We start from the raw sequence: 17,472 nt of genomic DNA on the forward strand, positions 1-17,472 counted from the left end.
ACCTGAACCCCTCACCAGCAGGAGCAGCATGGCCAGCATCGAAGCCGTCGGAGCGCGCGAGATCCTCGACTCGCGCGGCAACCCCACCGTCGAGGTCGAGGTCGCCCTCGACGACGGGACGATCGGTCGTGCGGCCGTGCCGTCCGGTGCGTCCACCGGCCAGTTCGAGGCCGTGGAGCTGCGCGACGGTGGCGACCGCTACCTCGGCAAGGGCGTCCGCAAGGCCGTCGAGGCCGTGAACACCACGATCGCCGCCGAGATCGTGGGCTTCGACGCCGACGACCAGCGGGCGGTCGACGCCGCGATGATCGCGCTCGACGGCACCCCGAACAAGGCCGAGCTGGGCGCCAACGCCATCCTCGGCGTCTCGCTCGCCCTCGCGAAGGCCGCCGCCGACTCGGCCGGCCTGCCGCTGTTCCGCTACGTCGGCGGACCCAACGCCCACGTCCTGCCCGTGCCGATGATGAACATCCTCAACGGCGGCGCCCACGCCGACTCCAACGTCGACGTGCAGGAGTTCATGATCGCGCCCATCGGCGCGCCCACCTTCGCCGAGGCGCTGCGCCAGGGCACCGAGGTCTACCACGCGCTCAAGTCCGTCCTCAAGAAGGACGGCCTGTCCACCGGCCTCGGCGACGAGGGTGGCTTCGCGCCCAGCCTGTCGTCCAACCGTGCCGCGCTCGACCTCATCGCCAAGGCCGTCGACACGACCGGCCTGAAGCTCGGCACCGACATCGCCCTCGCGCTCGACGTCGCCAGCTCGGAGTTCTTCGAGAAGGGCTCCTACACGTTCGAGGGCGCGAAGAAGAGCTCGGCCGAGATGGCCGACTACTACGCCGAGCTCGTGGGCGCGTACCCGATCGTCTCGATCGAGGACCCGCTCGACGAGGAGGACTGGGACGGCTGGATCGCGCTCACCGAGAGCATCGGCCACCAGGTGCAGATCGTCGGCGACGACCTGTTCGTCACCAACGTCGAGCGGCTCACCCGCGGCCTCGAGCAGGGCGCCGCCAACGCGATGCTGGTCAAGGTCAACCAGATCGGCTCGCTCACCGAGACCCTCGACGCCGTCGAGCTGGCCCACCGCCACGGCTTCAGCAACATGATGAGCCACCGCTCGGGCGAGACCGAGGACGTCACGATCGCCGACCTCGCCGTCGCCACGAACTGCGGCCAGATCAAGACCGGTGCCCCGGCCCGCTCCGACCGCGTGGCCAAGTACAACCAGCTGCTGCGCATCGAGGAGACCCTCGGCTCGGCGGCCGTGTACGCCGGCGCCTCGGCCTTCCCGCGGCTCGCGCTCTGACCCGTGGCCGGCTCCCGCGGTCCTGGACGACCGAAACCGAAGGGCGGCCCGGCGCGGCGACCCTCGGGTCGCTCGTCCGGTGCCGCGGGGTCGGCGCGCCCGAGCTCGGGTCGGGGGGCCGGCCGCCCGGCCACCAGGCCCGGCGCTGCCCGTCCGCGCAGCGGTGCGGCGGTGGCCCGCGGCATGGGTCAGCGCTTCACCACCCGGGCCGTGCTGCTGCTCGCGGTGCTGCTGCTCCTGCTCGCCTCGTACACGTCGGCGCTGCACGCCTGGTGGCAGCAGCGCGGCGAGATCCAGCAGCTCAAGGCCGAGATCGCCACGCGTGAGGCGTCCATCGAGGACCTCGGCGACACCGAGGACCGCTGGAACGACTCCGCCTACGTGCGCCAGCAGGCGCGCGAGCGCTTCGGCTGGGTCATGCCCGGCGAGGTCGGCTACCGCGTCATCGGGTCCGACGGCACGGTGCAGGGCGACGTCCCCACGCTCGACGACCCGCCCGACCCCACCCAGAAGCAGTGGTACGACACGTTGTGGGGCAGTGTCGAGGCGTCGGGACGCACCCCGTCGGCCAGGACGCCCGTGCCCGACCCCGACGAGGTGCTGAAGAACGATGACTGAGCCGGACCCGACCGACCTGGCGGCGGTGGCCGAGCAGCTGGGCCGTCCGGCCCGCGGCGTGCTCGAGATCGCCTCGCGCTGCCCGTCGGGCCACCCCAACGTGGTGCGCACCGAGCCGCGGCTGCCCGACGGCACGCCGTTCCCCACGCTCTACTACGTCACGTGCCCGCGCCTGGCCGGCGCCATCGGCACGCTCGAGGCGTCCGGCCTCATGGCCGAGATGAGCGAGCGCCTGGTCCACGACGCCGACCTCGCCGCCCAGTACGCGAGGGCGCACGAGCAGTACCTGGCCGAGCGCGAGGCCATCGCGCACGTGCCCGAGGTCGACGGCATCACCGCCGGTGGGATGCCCACCCGCGTCAAGTGCCTGCACGTGCTCGTCGGGCACTCCCTGGCCAAGGGCAGCGGGGTCAACCCCCTGGGCGACGAGGCCGTCGACCTGCTCGGCGACTACTGGGGCAGCTCCTCCTGCGCGCCCGCGCCTGACGCCACCGACTGATCGAGGGCCGACGCGAAGGCGTCCAGGTCGGCGAGCAGCTGGTCGATCCTGCCGGCGTCGACGGCCGAGACCATCTGCGCCTCCACCGCCGCGACGGCACTGCTGGCCGACCGCAGCAGGTCCGCCCCCGCCGGCGTGAGCTGCAGGGGGAGTGCCCGGCCTGACGGCGGCGCCGGCGACCGCTCGAGCAGGCCTCGCTCCTCCAGGCCCTGGAGCAGCGTGTGCGCGGACTGCCGGGTGACGAACGTGTGGCGCGCCAGGGCCGCTGCCGACAGGCCCGGTCGCTGAGACAGCTGCTCCAGGCACGCGTACTGCGACACCGAGAGGTCGAGGGGGCGCAGGACGTCGTCCATGACGGAGCGCAGGGTCGCGACGGTGCGCTTCAGCGCGAGGCCGACGGACCGCGTGACGTCGATGCCGGGTTGCGTCATGTCAGTATTCTGACATACGGTTGAGTGTCAGGAACCTGACATTCACCCGAGAGAATGGATACGCCCATGGCCACCGTCACCGGACCCGACTTCGTCGCCCTGCAGGTCGCCGACCTGGAGGCGTCCGCCGCCTTCTACGAGGAGCGGCTCGGCCTCACGCGTGCCCCGGTCGCGCCGCCCGGCGCCGTCGTCTTCGCGACCAGCCCGGTCGCCTTCGCCGTCCGCGAGCCGCTGCCCGGCCTCGACGTCGCGGCCGTCTCGCCCCGCCCCGGCGCCGGGGTCGCGCTGTGGCTCGCGAGCGACGACGCCCAGGCGGTCCACGACGACCTGGTCGCCCACGGTGTCGAGATCCTCCAGCAGCCCGTCGACGGACCGTTCGGACGCACCTTCACCTTCGCCGACCCCGACGGCTACGCGGTGACCGTGCACGGATGAGCGCTAGACGCGCGGTCGGTACTCCACCTCAGGGCGCCCCGCCCGCCCCAGTCGGGTGACCCGCTCCACCTCACCGGTCTCGGCGAGGTGCTCCAGGTACCGCCGGGCCGTGACCCGCGACGACCCCAGGTGCTCGGCCAGCTCGCCCGCCGAGGCGGCGCCGTGCTCGGCGAGCACCGCCTTCACCTGCTGCAGCGTCTCGACGCCCAGCCCCTTCGGCAGCCCCGAGCGGGTGACCGGGCGGAGCGACTCCAGCATCCGGTCGACCGCACCCTGGTCGAGGTCGTCGGCGCCCTGGAGCCCTTCGTGGAAGGTCCGGTACGCGGTCAGCCGCTCGCGCAGCGCCCCGAACGCGAACGGCTTGATCAGGTAGCCGACCACGCCCTGGGCCACCGCGTCGCGCACGATCTCCACGTCGCGCGCCGACGTGACCGCGATGACGTCGACCCGGCTCCCGGCCGCCCGGAGCCGACGCAGCAGCTCGAGGCCGTGCCCGTCGGGCAGGTGCATGTCCAGCAGGACGAGGTCGATCGCCTCCTCGCGCAGCACCCGCGCGGCCTCCTGCGCCGACATCGCGACGGCTGCGACCTCGAAGCCGGGCACCTCCCGCACGTACTGGGCGTGCGCCTGCGCCGCCACCTTCTCGTCCTCGACCACCAGCGTCCGGATCACGCGTCGTCCCCGATCTCCACCTCGACGAGCGCTCCGCCCAGCGCACCCGTGCCCACGCGCACGGTGCCGCCGTGACGTCGCACCACCTGCCCCACGAGCGCGAGCCCCAGCCCTCGCCCGTGCGCCTGCTCCACCACCTTGGTCGACCAGCCTCGCTCGAACACGCGCTCCCGCGCCTCCCTAGGGATGCCCGGCCCGGAGTCCTCCACCACCACGTCGAGGTGCAGCTCGCTCGCGTGCAGGTGCACCGCCACGGTCGCGTCCGGCGTGCCCTGCGCCGCGTCGATGGCGTTGTCGAGCAGGTTGCCCAGCACCGTCACCGCGTCGTGCGCGCCGACCGGCAGACCCGTGACCACCGACGCCGGGTCGACGTCGAGCCGGACCCCTCGCTCGTGCGCCTGCGCCGACTTGCCCAGCAGCAGCGCCGCCACCACCGGCTCCTCCACCGCCCCCACCATGTGGTCGGTCAGCCCCTGCGCCAGCTGCATCTCGTGGGTCGCGAACTCCACGGCCTCCTCGCTGCGGCCCATCTCCACGAGCGAGACCATCGTGTGCAACCGGTTCGCGGTCTCGTGGCTCTGCGCCCGCAGCGAGTCGGCCAGGCTTCGCACGGTGTCGAGCTCGGCCGTCACGCCCTGCAGCTCGGTGCGGTCGCGGATCGTCACCACCGTGCCCACGTCGCGGCCCTCCCACTGCGCCGGCGCCGCGTTCACGATGAGCACGCGGTCGGCCAGCGCCACCACCTCGTCGGTGAGCGGCAGTCCTGCCCGCAGGGTCTCGGTGAGCGACGGCTCGAGCCCGAGGGTCGCGACGTCGGCGCCCAGGACGCGGTCGGACCCGACGTCGAGGAGGCGCTCGGCCTCCTGGTTCACCAGGCTCACCCGACCGTCGGCGTCCACGAGCACCAGGCCCTCGCGCACCGCCCGCAGCACCGCGTCGTAGTACTCGTACATCCGGGTGATCTGCTGCTCGCCCAGCCCGTGCGTCTGACGTCGCAGCCGGCGGTGGATCAGCCAGGCGCCGACGATGCCCACCACCGCGGCCAGTGCCGCCGCGCCCAGGATCCTCGGCAGGGCGTCCACGACCTCGTCCTGCACCTTGTCGGTGCGGATGCCCACCGACACGAGCGCCACCACGTCGCGGCTGCCGGGTTCGGCGAAGACCGGCACCACGGCCCGCACCGACGGACCAAGCGTGCCGACGTACTCCTCGGTGTGGGTCCGGCCGGCCTGTGCCTCCTCGATGGACCCGATGAACCGCTCGCCGATCACGTCCACGTCGGGGTGGGAGTAGCGGATGCCGTCGCGCGACATCACCACCACGAAGTCGGTGCCGCTGTCGCGACGCACCTGCTCGGCGAACGGCTGCAGCACGGTCGTCGGGCTCGACGTGCGCACCGCGTCGCGCACGGTGGGGGTGTCGGCCACCGCGACGGCGAGGTCGAGTGCCCGCTGCCGGGCCGACGACGTGGCGTCCGCGCGAGCGTCGAACCAGGCCAGTGCGACCCCGCCCAGCACCAGCACGCACACCACCACGACCTGCCAGAGCAGGATCTGGCGAGCGACGGACGGAGCTCGGGACGCGGCACGGGACACAGGGGGCATCGTCCCAGAAGTCGGGAGCCTCCTGTGATGGCGGTCACGAACTCTATGTACGCAACGGTGACCGGGGTCACGTCGGAGGGCACGGTGTGCAGGTCAGCCCACCAGGAGGAACCCCATGGCCACCGATACCTCGCAGCCACGCGTCAAGCGTGACCGCACCCACTACCTGTACATCGCCGTCATCATCGCGGTGCTCGCCGGCATCGGCGTCGGCTTCGCCGCCCCCGACTTCGCCAAGGAGCTCAAGCCGCTCGGCGAGGGCTTCGTCAAGCTGATCAAGATGATGATCGGCCCGGTCATCTTCTGCACCATCGTGCTCGGCGTCGGCTCGGTCCGCAGCGCCGCCCAGGTGGGCAAGGTCGGCGGGCTCGCGCTCGGCTACTTCATCACCATGTCGACGTTCGCGCTGGCCATCGGCCTGGCCGTCGGCAACATCCTGCACCCGGGTGAGGGCCTGCAGTTGACCGAGGAGGGCGCGGCCAAGGCCGCCGAGTCCGCCGGCTCGGAGAAGCAGACGACCGCCGAGTTCATCCTGCACATGATCCCCGACACCATGGTCTCCTCGCTCACGTCCGGTGACGTGCTGCAGGCGCTCTTCGTCGCGCTGCTGGTCGGCTTCGCCCTGCAGGCCATGGGCCGCGCCGGCGAGCCCGTGCTGGTGGGGGTGGGTCACCTGCAGAAGCTCGTGTTCCGCGTGCTGGCCATGATCATGTGGCTGGCGCCCATCGGCGCCTTCGGTGCCATCGCCGCCGTCGTCGGCGAGACCGGCATGGACGCCCTGCGCAGCCTGGCGGTCCTCATGATCGGCTTCTACATCACGTGCTTCCTGTTCGTGTTCGGCATCCTGGGCCTGCTGCTCAAGGTCGTCACCGGCATCAACATCTTCAGCCTGCTGAAGTACCTGGGCCGTGAGTTCCTGCTCATCGTGTCCACGTCGTCGTCGGAGTCGGCCCTGCCGCGCCTCATCGCCAAGATGGAGCACGCCGGTGTGCACCAGTCCACGGTCGGCGTCGTGGTGCCCACCGGGTACTCGTTCAACCTCGACGGAACCGCGATCTACCTGACCATGGCCACGCTGTTCGTCGCGTCGGCCACGGGCGACCCGCTGAGCTTCGGCGAGCAGCTCTCGCTGCTGCTGTTCATGATGATCGCCTCCAAGGGTGCGGCCGGCGTGACCGGAGCCGGCCTGGCCACGCTCGCCGGTGGTCTGCAGTCGCACCGCCCCGACCTGGTCGACGGCGTCGGCCTCATCGTCGGCATCGACCGGTTCATGTCCGAGGCGCGCGCCCTCACCAACTTCGCCGGCAACGCCGTGGCGACGGTGCTGGTGGGCACGTGGACCAACTCGCTCGACCGCGAGAAGCTGGACCAGGTGCTGGCCGGCAACGACCCGTTCGACGAGACGAGCATGGTCGACGACGACCACGGCTACACCCCGCGCGGGGACGAGGAGCTGGTCGAGACCTCGCGCTGACCTCGCAGCAGGTGGGATGAGCCGAAGGGCCCGGGCACCGTCCGGGCCCTTCGGCCTCGGTAGGGTCGGGGCATGCCGGATGCCCTCCGCGTGGCCGCCATGGACTGTGGGACGAACTCCCTGCGCCTGCTCGTCACGGACGTGAGGGGCGAGGAGAAGCGGGACGTGGTCCGCGAGATGCGGGTCGTCCGCCTCGGCCAGGGGGTCGACGAGACCGGCCGCTTCCACCCCGACGCCCTCGACCGCACGCTGGCCGTCACCCGCGAGTTCGGTGAGCTGGCCACGGTGCTGGGTGCGCAGCGGATCCGCTTCTGCGCGACGTCGGCGGCACGCGACGCCGAGAACGCCGACGAGCTGAACGACGGCGTGGAGTCGATCCTCGGCGTGCGCCCCGAGGTCCTCACCGGCGAGGACGAGGCCCGCGCCTCGTTCCTGGGCGCCACCCGCTCGACGAGCGGCTCGGCGCTCGTCGTCGACATCGGCGGCGGCTCCACCGAGCTGGTGGTCGGCGCCGACGGCGACGTGCAGTGGTCGCACTCCTTCGACGTCGGTTCCGTGCGGCTGACCGAGCGCTTCCTGCCCAGCGACCCGGTCTCGATCGACGAGGTGACGGCCCTCGAGGCCTACCTCGACGGGCTGCTCGTCCCTCAGGTCTCTTCGCTGGAGCCCGTGAGCACCCTCGTCGGTGTGGCGGGCACCATCACCACCGTGGCTGCGCACGCGCTGGAGCTGCCGTCGTACGACTCGTCGGCCATCCACGGGGCACGGATCTCGGTCGACGACATGCGCACCGCCTGCCTCTCGCTGCTGCGCATGTCGGTGGCTGACCGCCGGGCCCTGCCATTCATGCATCCCGGCCGTGCCGACGTGATCGGCGCCGGCGCCATGATCCTCGACGCGGTGCTGGACGCCGTGCCCCTCGCCACCGACACGGTGACCGTGAGCGAGCACGACATCCTCGACGGCATCGCCTGGGGCGCCGCGGGGCTGTAGTCCCGCCCGCACCGTCCCCTCGGCGACCGCGACCGAACCTGGGCAGCACAAGTGCCCCGACCGGGTGGACGGGGTGTCGTGGGCGTGAGGGTTCAGGGTCGCCAGCGGGTGTTGCGTTGCCAGGTGTCGCTGCCGGGGAGCTTCCACTCGACGTGTCCGTCATCGGGATTGATCCGCCCGACCCAGCCCTGCTCGTGGGCGCGGTGGTGGTGGAACGAGCACAGGAGTGCGCCGTCGTTGACGTCGGTGGTCCCGCTCAGGGAGTAGGGGGTGAGGTGGTGGGCTTCGGTCCACCGTGAGTCGCGGTCGCAACCTGGTGTGGTGCATCCGCCGTCTCTCTTCTCCATCGCCCGGCGGGATGACCGGTTGAAGTAGCGGTTCGCGCTGCCGAGGTCGATCGGGAGTGAGGTGCCGTTGAGGACCATCGGGACGATCTGGGCGCTGCAGGCCAGTCGCCTCGCCTCCGGCGGCCTTGACGCCGCCCATGAGGGTGTCGAGGTCGAGGTTCACGGTCACGACCGCGCTGACGCCACCGTTGGACGGCAGGGAGTCGGCGGGGAGGTGCTCGATCAGGGTGGCGAAGGCGTGGCCGAGGCGCTGGGGGTAGGTCTGCCCGAACCCCACTTCGTCGTGCTCGCCGGTGGCGGCGTTGACGGTCCCGACCTTCTGGTGCGGTGCTGCGAGGGCATCCAGGGCGGTCTTGAGCATCGCGCCCTGGGCCTCGGGGAGGGTGAACCGGCCGGTGACGGTGCCGTCGTTGTTGTCCCACATCGAGAACGACGTCTTCGCCCGGGCAGCTTCTTCCTTCTTCCGGAGGATGGCGTCTTCGTCCGCGTCGACCTCGTCGGTCTTCTTTCTGTACGCCTGGGTGATCCGATCCCCTCGGCGCCGCAGGTCCTTCAGGCTGAGCCTCTGCGCGTCCCTCAGGAGGGTCTCTTCACACCGCTCACGCTGCTCGGGGGTCACGTCGTCAGGCAGCTTGGCCAGGGCGCGGGAGATGAGGTCGGCCTGCTTGCTGCTGATCACGCCGGAGGCGAGCGCGTTCTCGGTGAGGGTGGTCTGCTCCTCGATCCGCTGCGCGGTGTTCACCAACGCGTCGGCGCCACTGCGGTCCCCACCGAAGTCGATCGAGATCGTTGCCCCGGTCGAGGTGCCGGTTCCCGGCCGTGGTCCGTCACCGTTGGCTGCGGCCGTGCGCGCCTTCTCGAGCACGCGTGCGGCAGCCATCTTGTGGGCCGCGACCTGGGACTCCAACCGGGACAGCTCACCGACCAGACGGCGGACCTCGCCGGTCTCCAGTCCGTCCCACGCACTCGTGGGGACCGCGGAGAACGACTCACGCGCGGAACGCACGCACGACGGCACCGGATGGGTGTCGAGTGCGGCGACGCTCATGCTTCCTCCTGCTGGTCTACCTTCATTCTAGAGGGTAGATCAGACAAGAAACAAGCATGTGTTCGAATACGTGACCAAGGTCCGAGTGAGATCAGGACTTCCGGCCCGACGCGCACCGCACACACCGTGTGGTGGCCGGCAATGCCTCCAATCGACCCTCCGCGATCGGCTCACCGCAGACCTCGCACACGCCGTAGGTGCCGTCGTCGAGCCGACCCAGCGCCGCCTCCACCGCTGCGAGCCGACGTCGGGCGTTGGCGGCGGCGTGGTCGGCCTGGGTCCGCTCGAAGGCGATGGTGGAACCCTCGGGGTCGTGCTCGTCGTCGACGTTGGAGCCCTCGCGGGCGGCGACGATGCCGGCCACGTCGGCGTCGCGGACGGCGATGGCGCGCAGGAGCGACCGGCGCTCGTCGTCGAGTCGGGTGCGGTGGTCCACGTCAGGCCACCTCGCGCCGGACGCCGGCCAGGCGCAGCACCGCGACGAGCCCCGCGTCGCTGCCGGGCCAGTGCTGCTCGATGGCGTCGGCCCCCGCGTGCCGCACGACGGACCGCAGGACGAGCGCGACGACCACGACGTCGTCGGCGTACCCGACCACGGGGATGACGTCGGGCACGAGGTCGATGGGCAGGGCCAGGTAGACGAGCAGCGCGCCGAGTCGGATGCGGACGCCGCGGGGGAGTGCGGGGTCGCGGGCGAGGCGGTGGACCAGGCGCACCAGGTCGGGGACGAGGCGGACGAGGTCGCGCAGGTCGACGTCGCGGGATTCGCGGCGCGCGGCGAGCCACAGCACGACGACGAGCACCAGCCAGAGCAGCACGAGGCCTCCGACGACGGCCGCGACGATGCCCCAGGTGCTCACGAACCCACGGTAAGGCGCGGGGCGGACGGCGGGCATGATCGGAGGCATGACGCTGCAGTTGAGCTTTCCCGACGAGACGACCCGCGACCTCTTCGCCGACCTCGAGTCCGACGGCACCGCCACCCTGCATGTGTGGGACTTCGCGGGGAAGCCTCCGGCCGACGTCGTGCTCGACCTCGCGGTCCGTCCGTACCAGCTCACGGGCGACCTGTCGGTGCTCGACGTCAGGCGGGTGAAGGCGGTGCAGGCGCAGTCCCTCGGCTACGACGACGCGATCGGCAACGTGCCCGACGGCATCACCTGGTGCAACGCGGTCGACGTGCACGAGGCGCCGACGGCCGAGCTGGCGGTGGCCATGACCCTGGCCTCGCTGCGTGGCCTCGACGACTTCGCGCGCAACGCGACCCGCTCCGAGGGACGGTGGAGCAAGGACGAGGCGCGCCCCGGTCTGCTCGGCAAGCGCGTGATGCTGCTGGGCGTCGGCGGCATCGGCGAGCAGGTGGCGACGCGGCTCGACGGCTTCGGCGTGGAGATGGTGCGCGTGGCGTCGAGTGCACGTGACGACGAGCGTGGCCACGTGCACGGCATCGACGAGGTGCACGACCTGCTGGCCGACGTGGACGTTGTGATCGTCGCCGTGCCGTACGGCGACTCCACCCACCACCTCGTCGACGACGCATTCCTCTCGGCCATGCGCGACGGCGCGCTGCTGGTGAACGTCGCGCGCGGCAAGGTGGCCGACACCGACGCGCTCGTGACGCACGCCGCGTCGGGCCACGTGCGGCTGGCGCTCGACGTGGTGGACCCCGAGCCGCTTCCCGACGACCACCCGCTGTGGACCACGCCCGGCGTCTTCATCGCGCCCCACGTGGGCGGTGCGGTGGCCACGCGCCTCGAGCGCATCGAGCCCCTCGTGCGCGAGCAGGTGCGTCGTCTCGTCGCGGGGGAGCCGCTTCTGAACCAGGTGGACGTCTCCGGCTCCTGACCCGCGCCGACGTCACTCGGCTGGCGTCCCTGGGATCCCGACGTACGGTGGAAATTGAAGGTTTGACCACTTCCCATCGACTTCAGGAGGACCTGTGCAGCAGCGCACCATCGGACCCGTGACCGTCAGCGCGATCGGCCTCGGCGGCATGCCGATGTCCATCGAGGGGCGGCCCGATCGCGAGCGCTCCATCGCCACGATCCACGCCTCGCTCGACGCCGGCGTGAACTTCATCGACACCGCCGACGCCTACCACCGCGACGCCGGCGAGGTCGGCCACAACGAGTCGCTCATCGCCGAGGCGCTCAAGAGCCATTCGTCCGGCCAGGACGTCCTCGTCGCGACGAAGGGCGGCCACCTGCGCCCCGGCGACGGCTCGTGGACGCAGAACGGACGCCCCGAGTACCTCAAGGAGGCGGCGAAGGCGTCGGCACAGCGGCTCGGCGTCGAGTCGATCGGCCTCTACCAGTTCCACCGCCCCGACCCGGACGTCCCGTACGCGGAGTCCGTGGGCGCGCTGAAGGAGCTGCTCGACGAGGGTGTCATCCAGCACGCGGGCATCTCGAACGCGACGGTCGCGCAGATCGACGAGGCCAACCAGGTGCTCGGCGGCAAGCTGGCGTCGGTGCAGAACCAGTTCAGCCCGGCGTTCCTGTCGAGCCGTGACGAGCTGAAGCACTGCGCCGAGATCGGCGTCGCGTTCCTGCCGTGGAGCCCGTTCGGCGGCATCAAGAAGGCCGGCGACTTCGGCTCGGACCACTCCGCCTTCCAGCAGGTGGCCGACGCCCGCGGTGTGAGCCCCCACCAGGTCGCGCTCGCCTGGCACCTCGCCCAGGCGCCCGTCGTCGTCCCGATCCCCGGCGCCTCGCGCCCGGAGTCGGCGAAGAACTCCGCCGAGGCGGCCGACCTTGAGCTCACCGACGACGAGCTCCAGACGATCGAGTCCGGCCTCAGCGCCTGACCCGAGCACAGCCCGACGCGGCCCTCGACCTCACGCAGGTCGGGGGCCGCTTCGCGTCTGGACGGTTGTCGGATGCATGGCCGGGTGCGAGGGTTGCCGGGTGACCTCAGGGAGCGACGACGCGCAGGACGAGCTGAACGGGCTGCTCAACGGGGCGGTGGGATTCGCCGAGCAGACCTTGCAGCGCTACGGCGAGCTGTACCCGTTCGGGGCAGCACTGGACCGCACGGGGGAGGAGCGTCTGCTCGGCGCCGACCCGGGCGAGGGCGACCACCCGGACTCGACGTCCGTGCTCGAGGCGCTCTATGCGGGAGCCGGGGCGAACGCCGCCGAGCTGCGCGCCGTCGCGTTCGTGGCCGACGTGCTGCTCGACGGGTCGGACGCCCTCCGCGTTGAGCTCGAGCACAGCGAGGGCGCGAGCCTGGTCGTCCACCTGCCCTATCGCCTCGAGGGCGACGGAGATGCACGGGAGGTCGCGTTCGGTGAGCTGGTCGCGCACGAGGCGGGTCCGAGGATCTGGGGCCAGGCCTGAGGCCTCACCAGGTCGCGCTCGCCTGGCACCTCGCCCAGGCGCCCGTCGTCGTCCCGATCCCCGGCGCGTCCGGAGTCGGCGAAGAACTCCGCCGAGGCGGCCGACCTGGAGCTCACCGACGACGAGCTCCAGACGATCGAGTCCGGCCTCAGCGCCTGACCCGAAGCACAGCCCGACGCGGCCCTCGACCTCACGCAGGTCGGGGGCCGCGTCGCGTCCATCGCCTTGGGGCTCGCCCGGGCCCGGCGCGGTGGCGTTCGATGCGCAACGGACTCCGCTGTGAACTACGCCGAGTACACCTGGGTCGCCTTGCACCGCGAGATGTCGTGGCGGGCCCTGTCCCTCTCGCGCTGGGCGAGGCAGCGCTTGAGACGTCGGAACTCGCCCGCGGCCGGATCGCACGCGTGGAGGGCCTCGGTGACGCGTTGCCGTGCTCGATCGTCGTCGAGCACGCCGTGCCACACGGCCCACTGAGGAAGGTCGAGGAATCGAAGCGTCGCGGCGTCGAACTCGTCCTCGAGCAGGCGCAGGTAGCGCTGCAGGTGCATCTGGTGCTGCGGGGAACCCTCGTCCGCGACGAGCACGTCGTCCTCGATCTGCCAGTGGCGCTGGATGTAGACGTTTCCGTACTCGGCTCGACGCATCCGTCTCTGCCCCCGAGCGTGCCAGGCGAGGACGCCGAGCCCGATGGCCAGGGTGACGAGCGTGCCGAGACTGAGCCATGACGCGAAGTCCATGCCGCGAGGCTAGTGGTCCCGACCATCAGCTCGCCTGCGCGCCAGAAACGATCGATCGTGTCGAGCCGTTCGTCCCGACTCGCACCGTTCGCGAGACGTGCGTCGTGGCCGTGCCTAGGCTGCGCAGATGAATCTTGAACGGCTTTCTACTCCTCAGCGCATCTCTGCCGTCGCGATCCTGGTCGTCTTCATCGCTGCATTCCTGCCGTGGGTGTCGATCATGGGGTTCGGTGCGCTCGGCATCGAGGGCGACGGTGTCATCACCCTGGTGATGGCCGGCGCGGGTGCGGGCATCCTCGCTGCGACGACAGGTCTCTTCGGTGAGCCCCGCACGCCGGGCAAGGCCTCTCAGATCGTCCTCCTGGTGCTGGCGGTCCTCGTTGCGCTGATCGGGCTGCTGGACATGAACGGCGCAGCAGCCATCGGTCTCTACCTGACTCTGCTGGCGGGCGTGGCCTGGGTCGTGGGCGCGGCGTGGCAGCTCAGCCTGGCCAAGGAGACGCCGCCCGCCGCGCCGGCCGCCGGAACCGTCGACGAAGCGTGATGAGCGTTCCCCGACTTCGCCTGCTCGGCGCCGCCGCGATCTTCGTGGTGCTCGCTGCGTGCAGCGGCAGCGCTGAGCCAGAGCAGGGAGGCGCAGACAAGTCGGCAACGCCGAGCGCGTCGGCCTCGGAATCGCCTGCTGCTCCGACGTACAAGGTGAAGTCCAAGGACGAGCTGGAGGACCTCCTGCTCGGCATCGACGACCTCCCCGCCGGGTGGAGCCAGGACCCGCCGACCGACGAGGGCAACAAGTACTTCTGCGACTATGACCCGCCGGCCGAGGAGAAGTTCCGAGCAAGCCGGGACTTCACGAAGGGTGGAGGCGTGTCGGCGGAGCTGGCACGCGTGGCCATCCGGCAGTTCGAGTCGGTCGAGGACGCCAAGGCGTCGTGGGACGCGCTCGTGAAGGCATTGAAGACCTGCAAGAGCGAGGTCTACGAGGGCTCGGAGCTGACCTACACGCCGATGTCGGCACCGAAGGTCGGAGACGCATCCGCGGGGGTGAAGATCGAGACCGACGGCACGACGCTGCTGCAGAACTTCGTCCTCGTGGGACCGGTGATGATCTCCGCGGGTGGTGGTGGTTTGGCGTCCGCCGACGCCGATCTCGCCATCGAGCTCGCGGAGGCGCAGGTGGCTCGCTACAGCCAGGGAGCGAAGCAGTAGGTAGTGCTGACCGAGTATCGGTGGGCCCAGGACCGGTCCATGACACCCTGACCCCGTGCCCGACCTGACCATCACGCCGGAGATCGAGCGCGCGCTCGAGCTGCTCGAGTCGGGCAGTCACCTGTTCCTCACCGGCAAGGCGGGGACGGGCAAGTCGACGTTGGTGCGGCACTTCCTCGCCACCACCGAGCGGCGCGTGGTGGTGGCCGCGCCCACGGGCATCGCGGCGCTGAACGTCGAGGGCTACACGATCCACCGGCTCTTCGGCTTCCGTCCGACGACGACGCTCGACGACGTGCGCTCCGGCACCTACCGGCCCGGTCGGTTCACGAAGGCCATCCGGGGTCTGCAGACGCTGGTGGTCGACGAGGCGTCGATGGTGCGGGCCGACGTCCTCGACATGGTGGAGGCGGCGCTCCGACGTTTCGGTCCCTGCGAGGGCGAGCCGTTCGGTGGCGTTCAGGTCGTGCTCGTCGGCGACCTCCTGCAGCTGCCACCGATCGTGGGTGACCGCGAGACGGAGTTCTTCCGCACGCACTACGAGACCGAGTACTTCTACTCCGCGCACTGCTTCGAGCGCGACGCGTTCCCGACGGTCGCGCTCACCACGGTCTTCCGTCAGCTGGGCGACGACCGCCTCACCTCCCTGCTCAACGCTGTGCGGGAGGGCGTGCTGCTGGAGTCCGCGCGGGCGGAGCTGAACACCCGTGTCGACGCCGACTTCGAGCCGCCCGAGGACGAGCTGTGGCTGACGCTCGCGCCGTCGAACTCGATCGTCACGTCGCGCAACCGCCAGCGCCTGGAGCGGCTGCCGGGGGAGGCCGTCGCGCACGTCGCGCGGGAGAGCGGCGACGTCGGCGGCTTCGACCCGCCCACCGACGCGGTGCTGCACCTCAAGGTCGGCGCGCAGATCATGCTGCTCACCAACGACCCGAGCGACCGGTGGGTCAACGGGACGCTGGGGCGCGTCGTCGACATGGCCGTGGTCGACGGTGAGCGCGAGCTGGACGTGGAGCTGGCCGACGGCTCCGTCGTCACGGTCGGCGCGTACACGTGGGAGGTCACGCGCCCGGTGGTCGACGGCGGCTCGCTGAGCCGCGAGGTGGTGGGCACCTACACGCAGCTGCCGTGCCGGCTGGCGTGGGCGATCACGATCCACAAGAGCCAGGGGCAGACGCTCGACCGGCTCGTCGTCGACCTCACAGGCGGCGTGTTCGCCACCGGCCAGGTGTACGTGGCGCTGAGCCGCGCGACGTCGATGGCGGGTCTGGTGCTGCGCAAGCCGATCGAGCCACGCCACCTGCGCACCGACCGCCGGGTCACGCGGTTCCTGTCGGGCTCAGTGGCCCGCTCCGCACCCGACCGGTTCGCCGGGCTGGGCGTCTGCTTCGTCGGCGACGAGGGGACGTTCTCGCGGCCGCGTCCGATCGAGCTGGCCGTCGCCTTCGACGACGGCACCGCGGTGAGCACGCTCGTGAACCCCGAACGCGACCTGGCCGACGCGCGTGCGAGATTTGGCATCACCGCCGACGACGTTCTGCTCGCGCCCACTCTGCCCGAGGCGTGGGCGGTGCTCGCCCCGCTGCTCGAGGGCGTGACGCCGGTGGGGGTGCGGGTCGACGACGCGCTGGCCAAGGTCGACTTCGAGCTCAAGCGGCTGCAGCACGTGGTGCCCATGCCGTTCGGTGTGGAGGTGCCGTACGGCGCGCTGTCGTCGGAGGAGCGCATGGCGGAGTCGTCGGGTTGTGCTGCCGATCGCGCCCGCGCGACGCTCGCGGCGTTCGTGCGGCTGCGGGAGTCCGGCGTCGCGCTCGCGTCGTCGACGCCCTTCGAGCCGGCCGAGAGCCTGCCCGACCCCAGCTACCTGCTCACCCGCGATCCCGGCCTCGCCCCGCCCTCGACCGACCGACTCCCGACGCTCTCGGCACTGGTGGAGGCAAGCACGAGCATCAGCGCCGCCCTCCTCGACGGCGCGGACCACTCAGGCGCCGGCTCGCCCCCGACCGTGGTTGCCGAGGCGATGGTGGCGCGGCTGGCCAACGTCGCCACGAAGGCGTCGCGGCTCTCCGACGCTCTGGTCGAGCGCCTCCGCACCGTGGAGTCGTTACTGGGGGAGTCCTTCGTCGACGACCTCGTCGCGTCAGTCGCAGAGGCGAACCCCTCGGCGCCAGACGTGCTCCAGCCAGGTGCCCGCGTCTGCTTCACCGGCACGGCCACCTCCCCGTCGGGTCGGATGTACGAGCGCGACGCAATGGAGCGCCTTGCCCGCGATGCCGCACTTGCACCCGTCGCCAACGTGACCAAGACGAAGTGCGACCTCCTCGTGGTCGCCGAGGTCGGCACCCAGTCGGGCAAGGCGCGCAAGGCCCGCGAGTACGGCAAGCCGGTGATCTCGGCCGACGAGTTCTTCGCCTGGCTCGGCGTCGACTGACGCGCCCCCGCCTAGGCTGGCCCCGCGCTCCCGTAGCCCAATGGCAGAGGCAGGCGGCTTAAACCCGCCCCAGTGTGGGTTCGACCCCCACCGGGAGCACTGCTTCGGTAATGGCGAAACCGAGCGTTCGCGGGGCTCCTCGTCCGTTAGGCTCGCTTAATTCGTGACGAGAGGGCATTTGATGGCATCGAACGATGTAGTTCTACTCCAAGACATGATCGACAGGTCGCGCTCGGAATCAACGGGACTCGACGATGCTTCTCAAGAGGCCTACTTTGTCGCGAAGCATTATCTTCGTGAGTATCGTCCTAGTCACGATGATCTATTGGC

General features: G+C 71.0%; 19 protein-coding genes and 1 tRNA gene. 13 read left to right on the plus strand and 7 right to left on the minus strand.

From position 1 onward, the window contains the following. Positions 1–28 precede the first annotated feature (28 nt). The 3 genes from eno (at position 29) to ASF37_RS10120 (ending at position 2,423) form a co-directional block, all read left to right on the plus strand. Entirely contained in the window at positions 29–1,306 is a 1,278-nt protein-coding gene (gene eno, locus ASF37_RS10110; protein WP_056580195.1) for a phosphopyruvate hydratase, read from the plus strand. Between the two features lie 183 nt (positions 1,307–1,489). Beyond that, positions 1,490–1,924 (plus strand): septum formation initiator family protein, encoded by a 435-nt coding sequence (locus tag ASF37_RS10115; RefSeq protein WP_156366888.1) that lies wholly within the window; start codon positions 1,490–1,492, stop codon positions 1,922–1,924. Beyond that, entirely contained in the window at positions 1,917–2,423 is a 507-nt protein-coding gene (locus tag ASF37_RS10120; RefSeq protein ID WP_056580197.1) for a DUF501 domain-containing protein, read from the plus strand. Before ASF37_RS10115 ends, ASF37_RS10120 begins: the two co-directional genes overlap by 8 nt. On the opposite strand, the gene ASF37_RS10125 is transcribed toward ASF37_RS10120, so the two are convergent. Continuing rightward, a complete protein-coding gene (locus ASF37_RS10125; protein WP_055964545.1) occupies positions 2,375–2,854 on the minus strand; it encodes a MarR family winged helix-turn-helix transcriptional regulator in 480 nt (159 codons plus the stop codon). The genes ASF37_RS10120 and ASF37_RS10125 overlap by 49 nt on opposite strands. A 66-nt stretch (positions 2,855–2,920) precedes the next feature. On the opposite strand from ASF37_RS10125, the gene ASF37_RS10130 reads away from it, so the two are divergent. After that, positions 2,921–3,289, plus strand: a complete 369-nt coding sequence (locus ASF37_RS10130; protein ID WP_082506464.1) for a VOC family protein — start codon at positions 2,921–2,923, stop codon at positions 3,287–3,289. 3 nt (positions 3,290–3,292) lie between these two features. Here ASF37_RS10130 and ASF37_RS10135 read toward each other — a convergent pair whose 3' ends face one another. Beyond that, entirely contained in the window at positions 3,293–3,961 is a 669-nt protein-coding gene (locus tag ASF37_RS10135) for a response regulator (protein WP_056580201.1), read from the minus strand. Then, positions 3,958–5,565, minus strand: coding sequence for a sensor histidine kinase (locus ASF37_RS10140; RefSeq protein WP_056580203.1), 1,608 nt, complete (start codon positions 5,563–5,565; stop codon positions 3,958–3,960). Before ASF37_RS10140 ends, ASF37_RS10135 begins: the two co-directional genes overlap by 4 nt. Before the next feature lie 115 nt (positions 5,566–5,680). Here ASF37_RS10140 and ASF37_RS10145 point away from each other — a divergent pair, with 115 nt between their 5' ends. Then, positions 5,681–7,039, plus strand: a complete 1,359-nt coding sequence (locus tag ASF37_RS10145) for a cation:dicarboxylate symporter family transporter (RefSeq protein ID WP_056580206.1) — start codon at positions 5,681–5,683, stop codon at positions 7,037–7,039. 72 nt (positions 7,040–7,111) lie between these two features. Next, positions 7,112–8,032 carry a Ppx/GppA phosphatase family protein gene (locus ASF37_RS10150; protein WP_056580208.1) on the plus strand — a complete coding sequence of 307 codons (921 nt, stop codon included), beginning with the start codon at positions 7,112–7,114 and terminating at the stop codon, positions 8,030–8,032. A 159-nt stretch (positions 8,033–8,191) separates the two neighbouring features. On the opposite strand, the gene ASF37_RS10155 is transcribed toward ASF37_RS10150, so the two are convergent. The 3 genes from ASF37_RS10155 to ASF37_RS10165 all read right to left on the minus strand — a co-directional run bounded on the left by ASF37_RS10155 (position 8,192) and on the right by ASF37_RS10165 (position 10,287). After that, the gene (locus ASF37_RS10155; protein ID WP_056580210.1) at positions 8,192–9,427 is read right to left on the minus strand and encodes a DUF222 domain-containing protein; all 1,236 of its coding nucleotides are present in this window, start codon (positions 9,425–9,427) and stop codon (positions 8,192–8,194) included. Between the two features lie 91 nt (positions 9,428–9,518). Next, positions 9,519–9,863 carry a TraR/DksA C4-type zinc finger protein gene (locus tag ASF37_RS10160; RefSeq protein ID WP_056580213.1) on the minus strand — a complete coding sequence of 115 codons (345 nt, stop codon included), beginning with the start codon at positions 9,861–9,863 and terminating at the stop codon, positions 9,519–9,521. A gap of 1 nt (position 9,864) precedes the next feature. Beyond that, on the minus strand, positions 9,865–10,287 hold the full coding sequence (locus ASF37_RS10165; RefSeq protein WP_235499973.1) for a YkvA family protein: 423 nt from the start codon (positions 10,285–10,287) through the stop codon (positions 9,865–9,867). 46 nt (positions 10,288–10,333) lie between these two features. On the opposite strand from ASF37_RS10165, the gene ASF37_RS10170 reads away from it, so the two are divergent. The 3 genes from ASF37_RS10170 (at position 10,334) to ASF37_RS10180 (ending at position 12,765) form a co-directional block, all read left to right on the plus strand. Beyond that, complete coding sequence (locus ASF37_RS10170) at positions 10,334–11,272, plus strand: NAD(P)-dependent oxidoreductase (protein ID WP_056580215.1); 939 nt, start codon at positions 10,334–10,336, stop codon at positions 11,270–11,272. A gap of 94 nt (positions 11,273–11,366) precedes the next feature. Then, a complete protein-coding gene (locus ASF37_RS10175) occupies positions 11,367–12,233 on the plus strand; it encodes an aldo/keto reductase (RefSeq protein WP_056580218.1) in 867 nt (288 codons plus the stop codon). Positions 12,234–12,333: 100 nt separating this feature from the next. After that, positions 12,334–12,765 carry a hypothetical protein gene (locus ASF37_RS10180; protein WP_056580220.1) on the plus strand — a complete coding sequence of 144 codons (432 nt, stop codon included), beginning with the start codon at positions 12,334–12,336 and terminating at the stop codon, positions 12,763–12,765. Positions 12,766–13,049: 284 nt separating this feature from the next. Here the strand turns inward: ASF37_RS10180 and ASF37_RS10185 are convergent, their stop codons facing one another. Then, positions 13,050–13,502, minus strand: coding sequence for a hypothetical protein (locus ASF37_RS10185; protein ID WP_056580221.1), 453 nt, complete (start codon positions 13,500–13,502; stop codon positions 13,050–13,052). 127 nt (positions 13,503–13,629) lie between these two features. Between ASF37_RS10185 and ASF37_RS10190 the strand changes: the two genes are divergently transcribed. From ASF37_RS10190 to ASF37_RS10205, 4 genes are all read left to right on the plus strand, one after another. Next, positions 13,630–14,046, plus strand: a complete 417-nt coding sequence (locus tag ASF37_RS10190) for a hypothetical protein (RefSeq protein ID WP_156368161.1) — start codon at positions 13,630–13,632, stop codon at positions 14,044–14,046. A gap of 155 nt (positions 14,047–14,201) precedes the next feature. Next, positions 14,202–14,711 (plus strand): hypothetical protein, encoded by a 510-nt coding sequence (locus ASF37_RS10195; RefSeq protein WP_056580226.1) that lies wholly within the window; start codon positions 14,202–14,204, stop codon positions 14,709–14,711. A gap of 55 nt (positions 14,712–14,766) precedes the next feature. Beyond that, the gene (locus ASF37_RS10200) at positions 14,767–17,142 is read left to right on the plus strand and encodes an AAA family ATPase (RefSeq protein WP_156368162.1); all 2,376 of its coding nucleotides are present in this window, start codon (positions 14,767–14,769) and stop codon (positions 17,140–17,142) included. A 26-nt stretch (positions 17,143–17,168) separates the two neighbouring features. Next, positions 17,169–17,241 (plus strand) — tRNA-Leu (locus ASF37_RS10205). The last annotated feature ends 231 nt before the right edge of the window (positions 17,242–17,472 follow it).

Source organism: Aeromicrobium sp. Leaf289 (assembly GCF_001423335.1).
Classification (GTDB): domain Bacteria; phylum Actinomycetota; class Actinomycetes; order Propionibacteriales; family Nocardioidaceae; genus Aeromicrobium.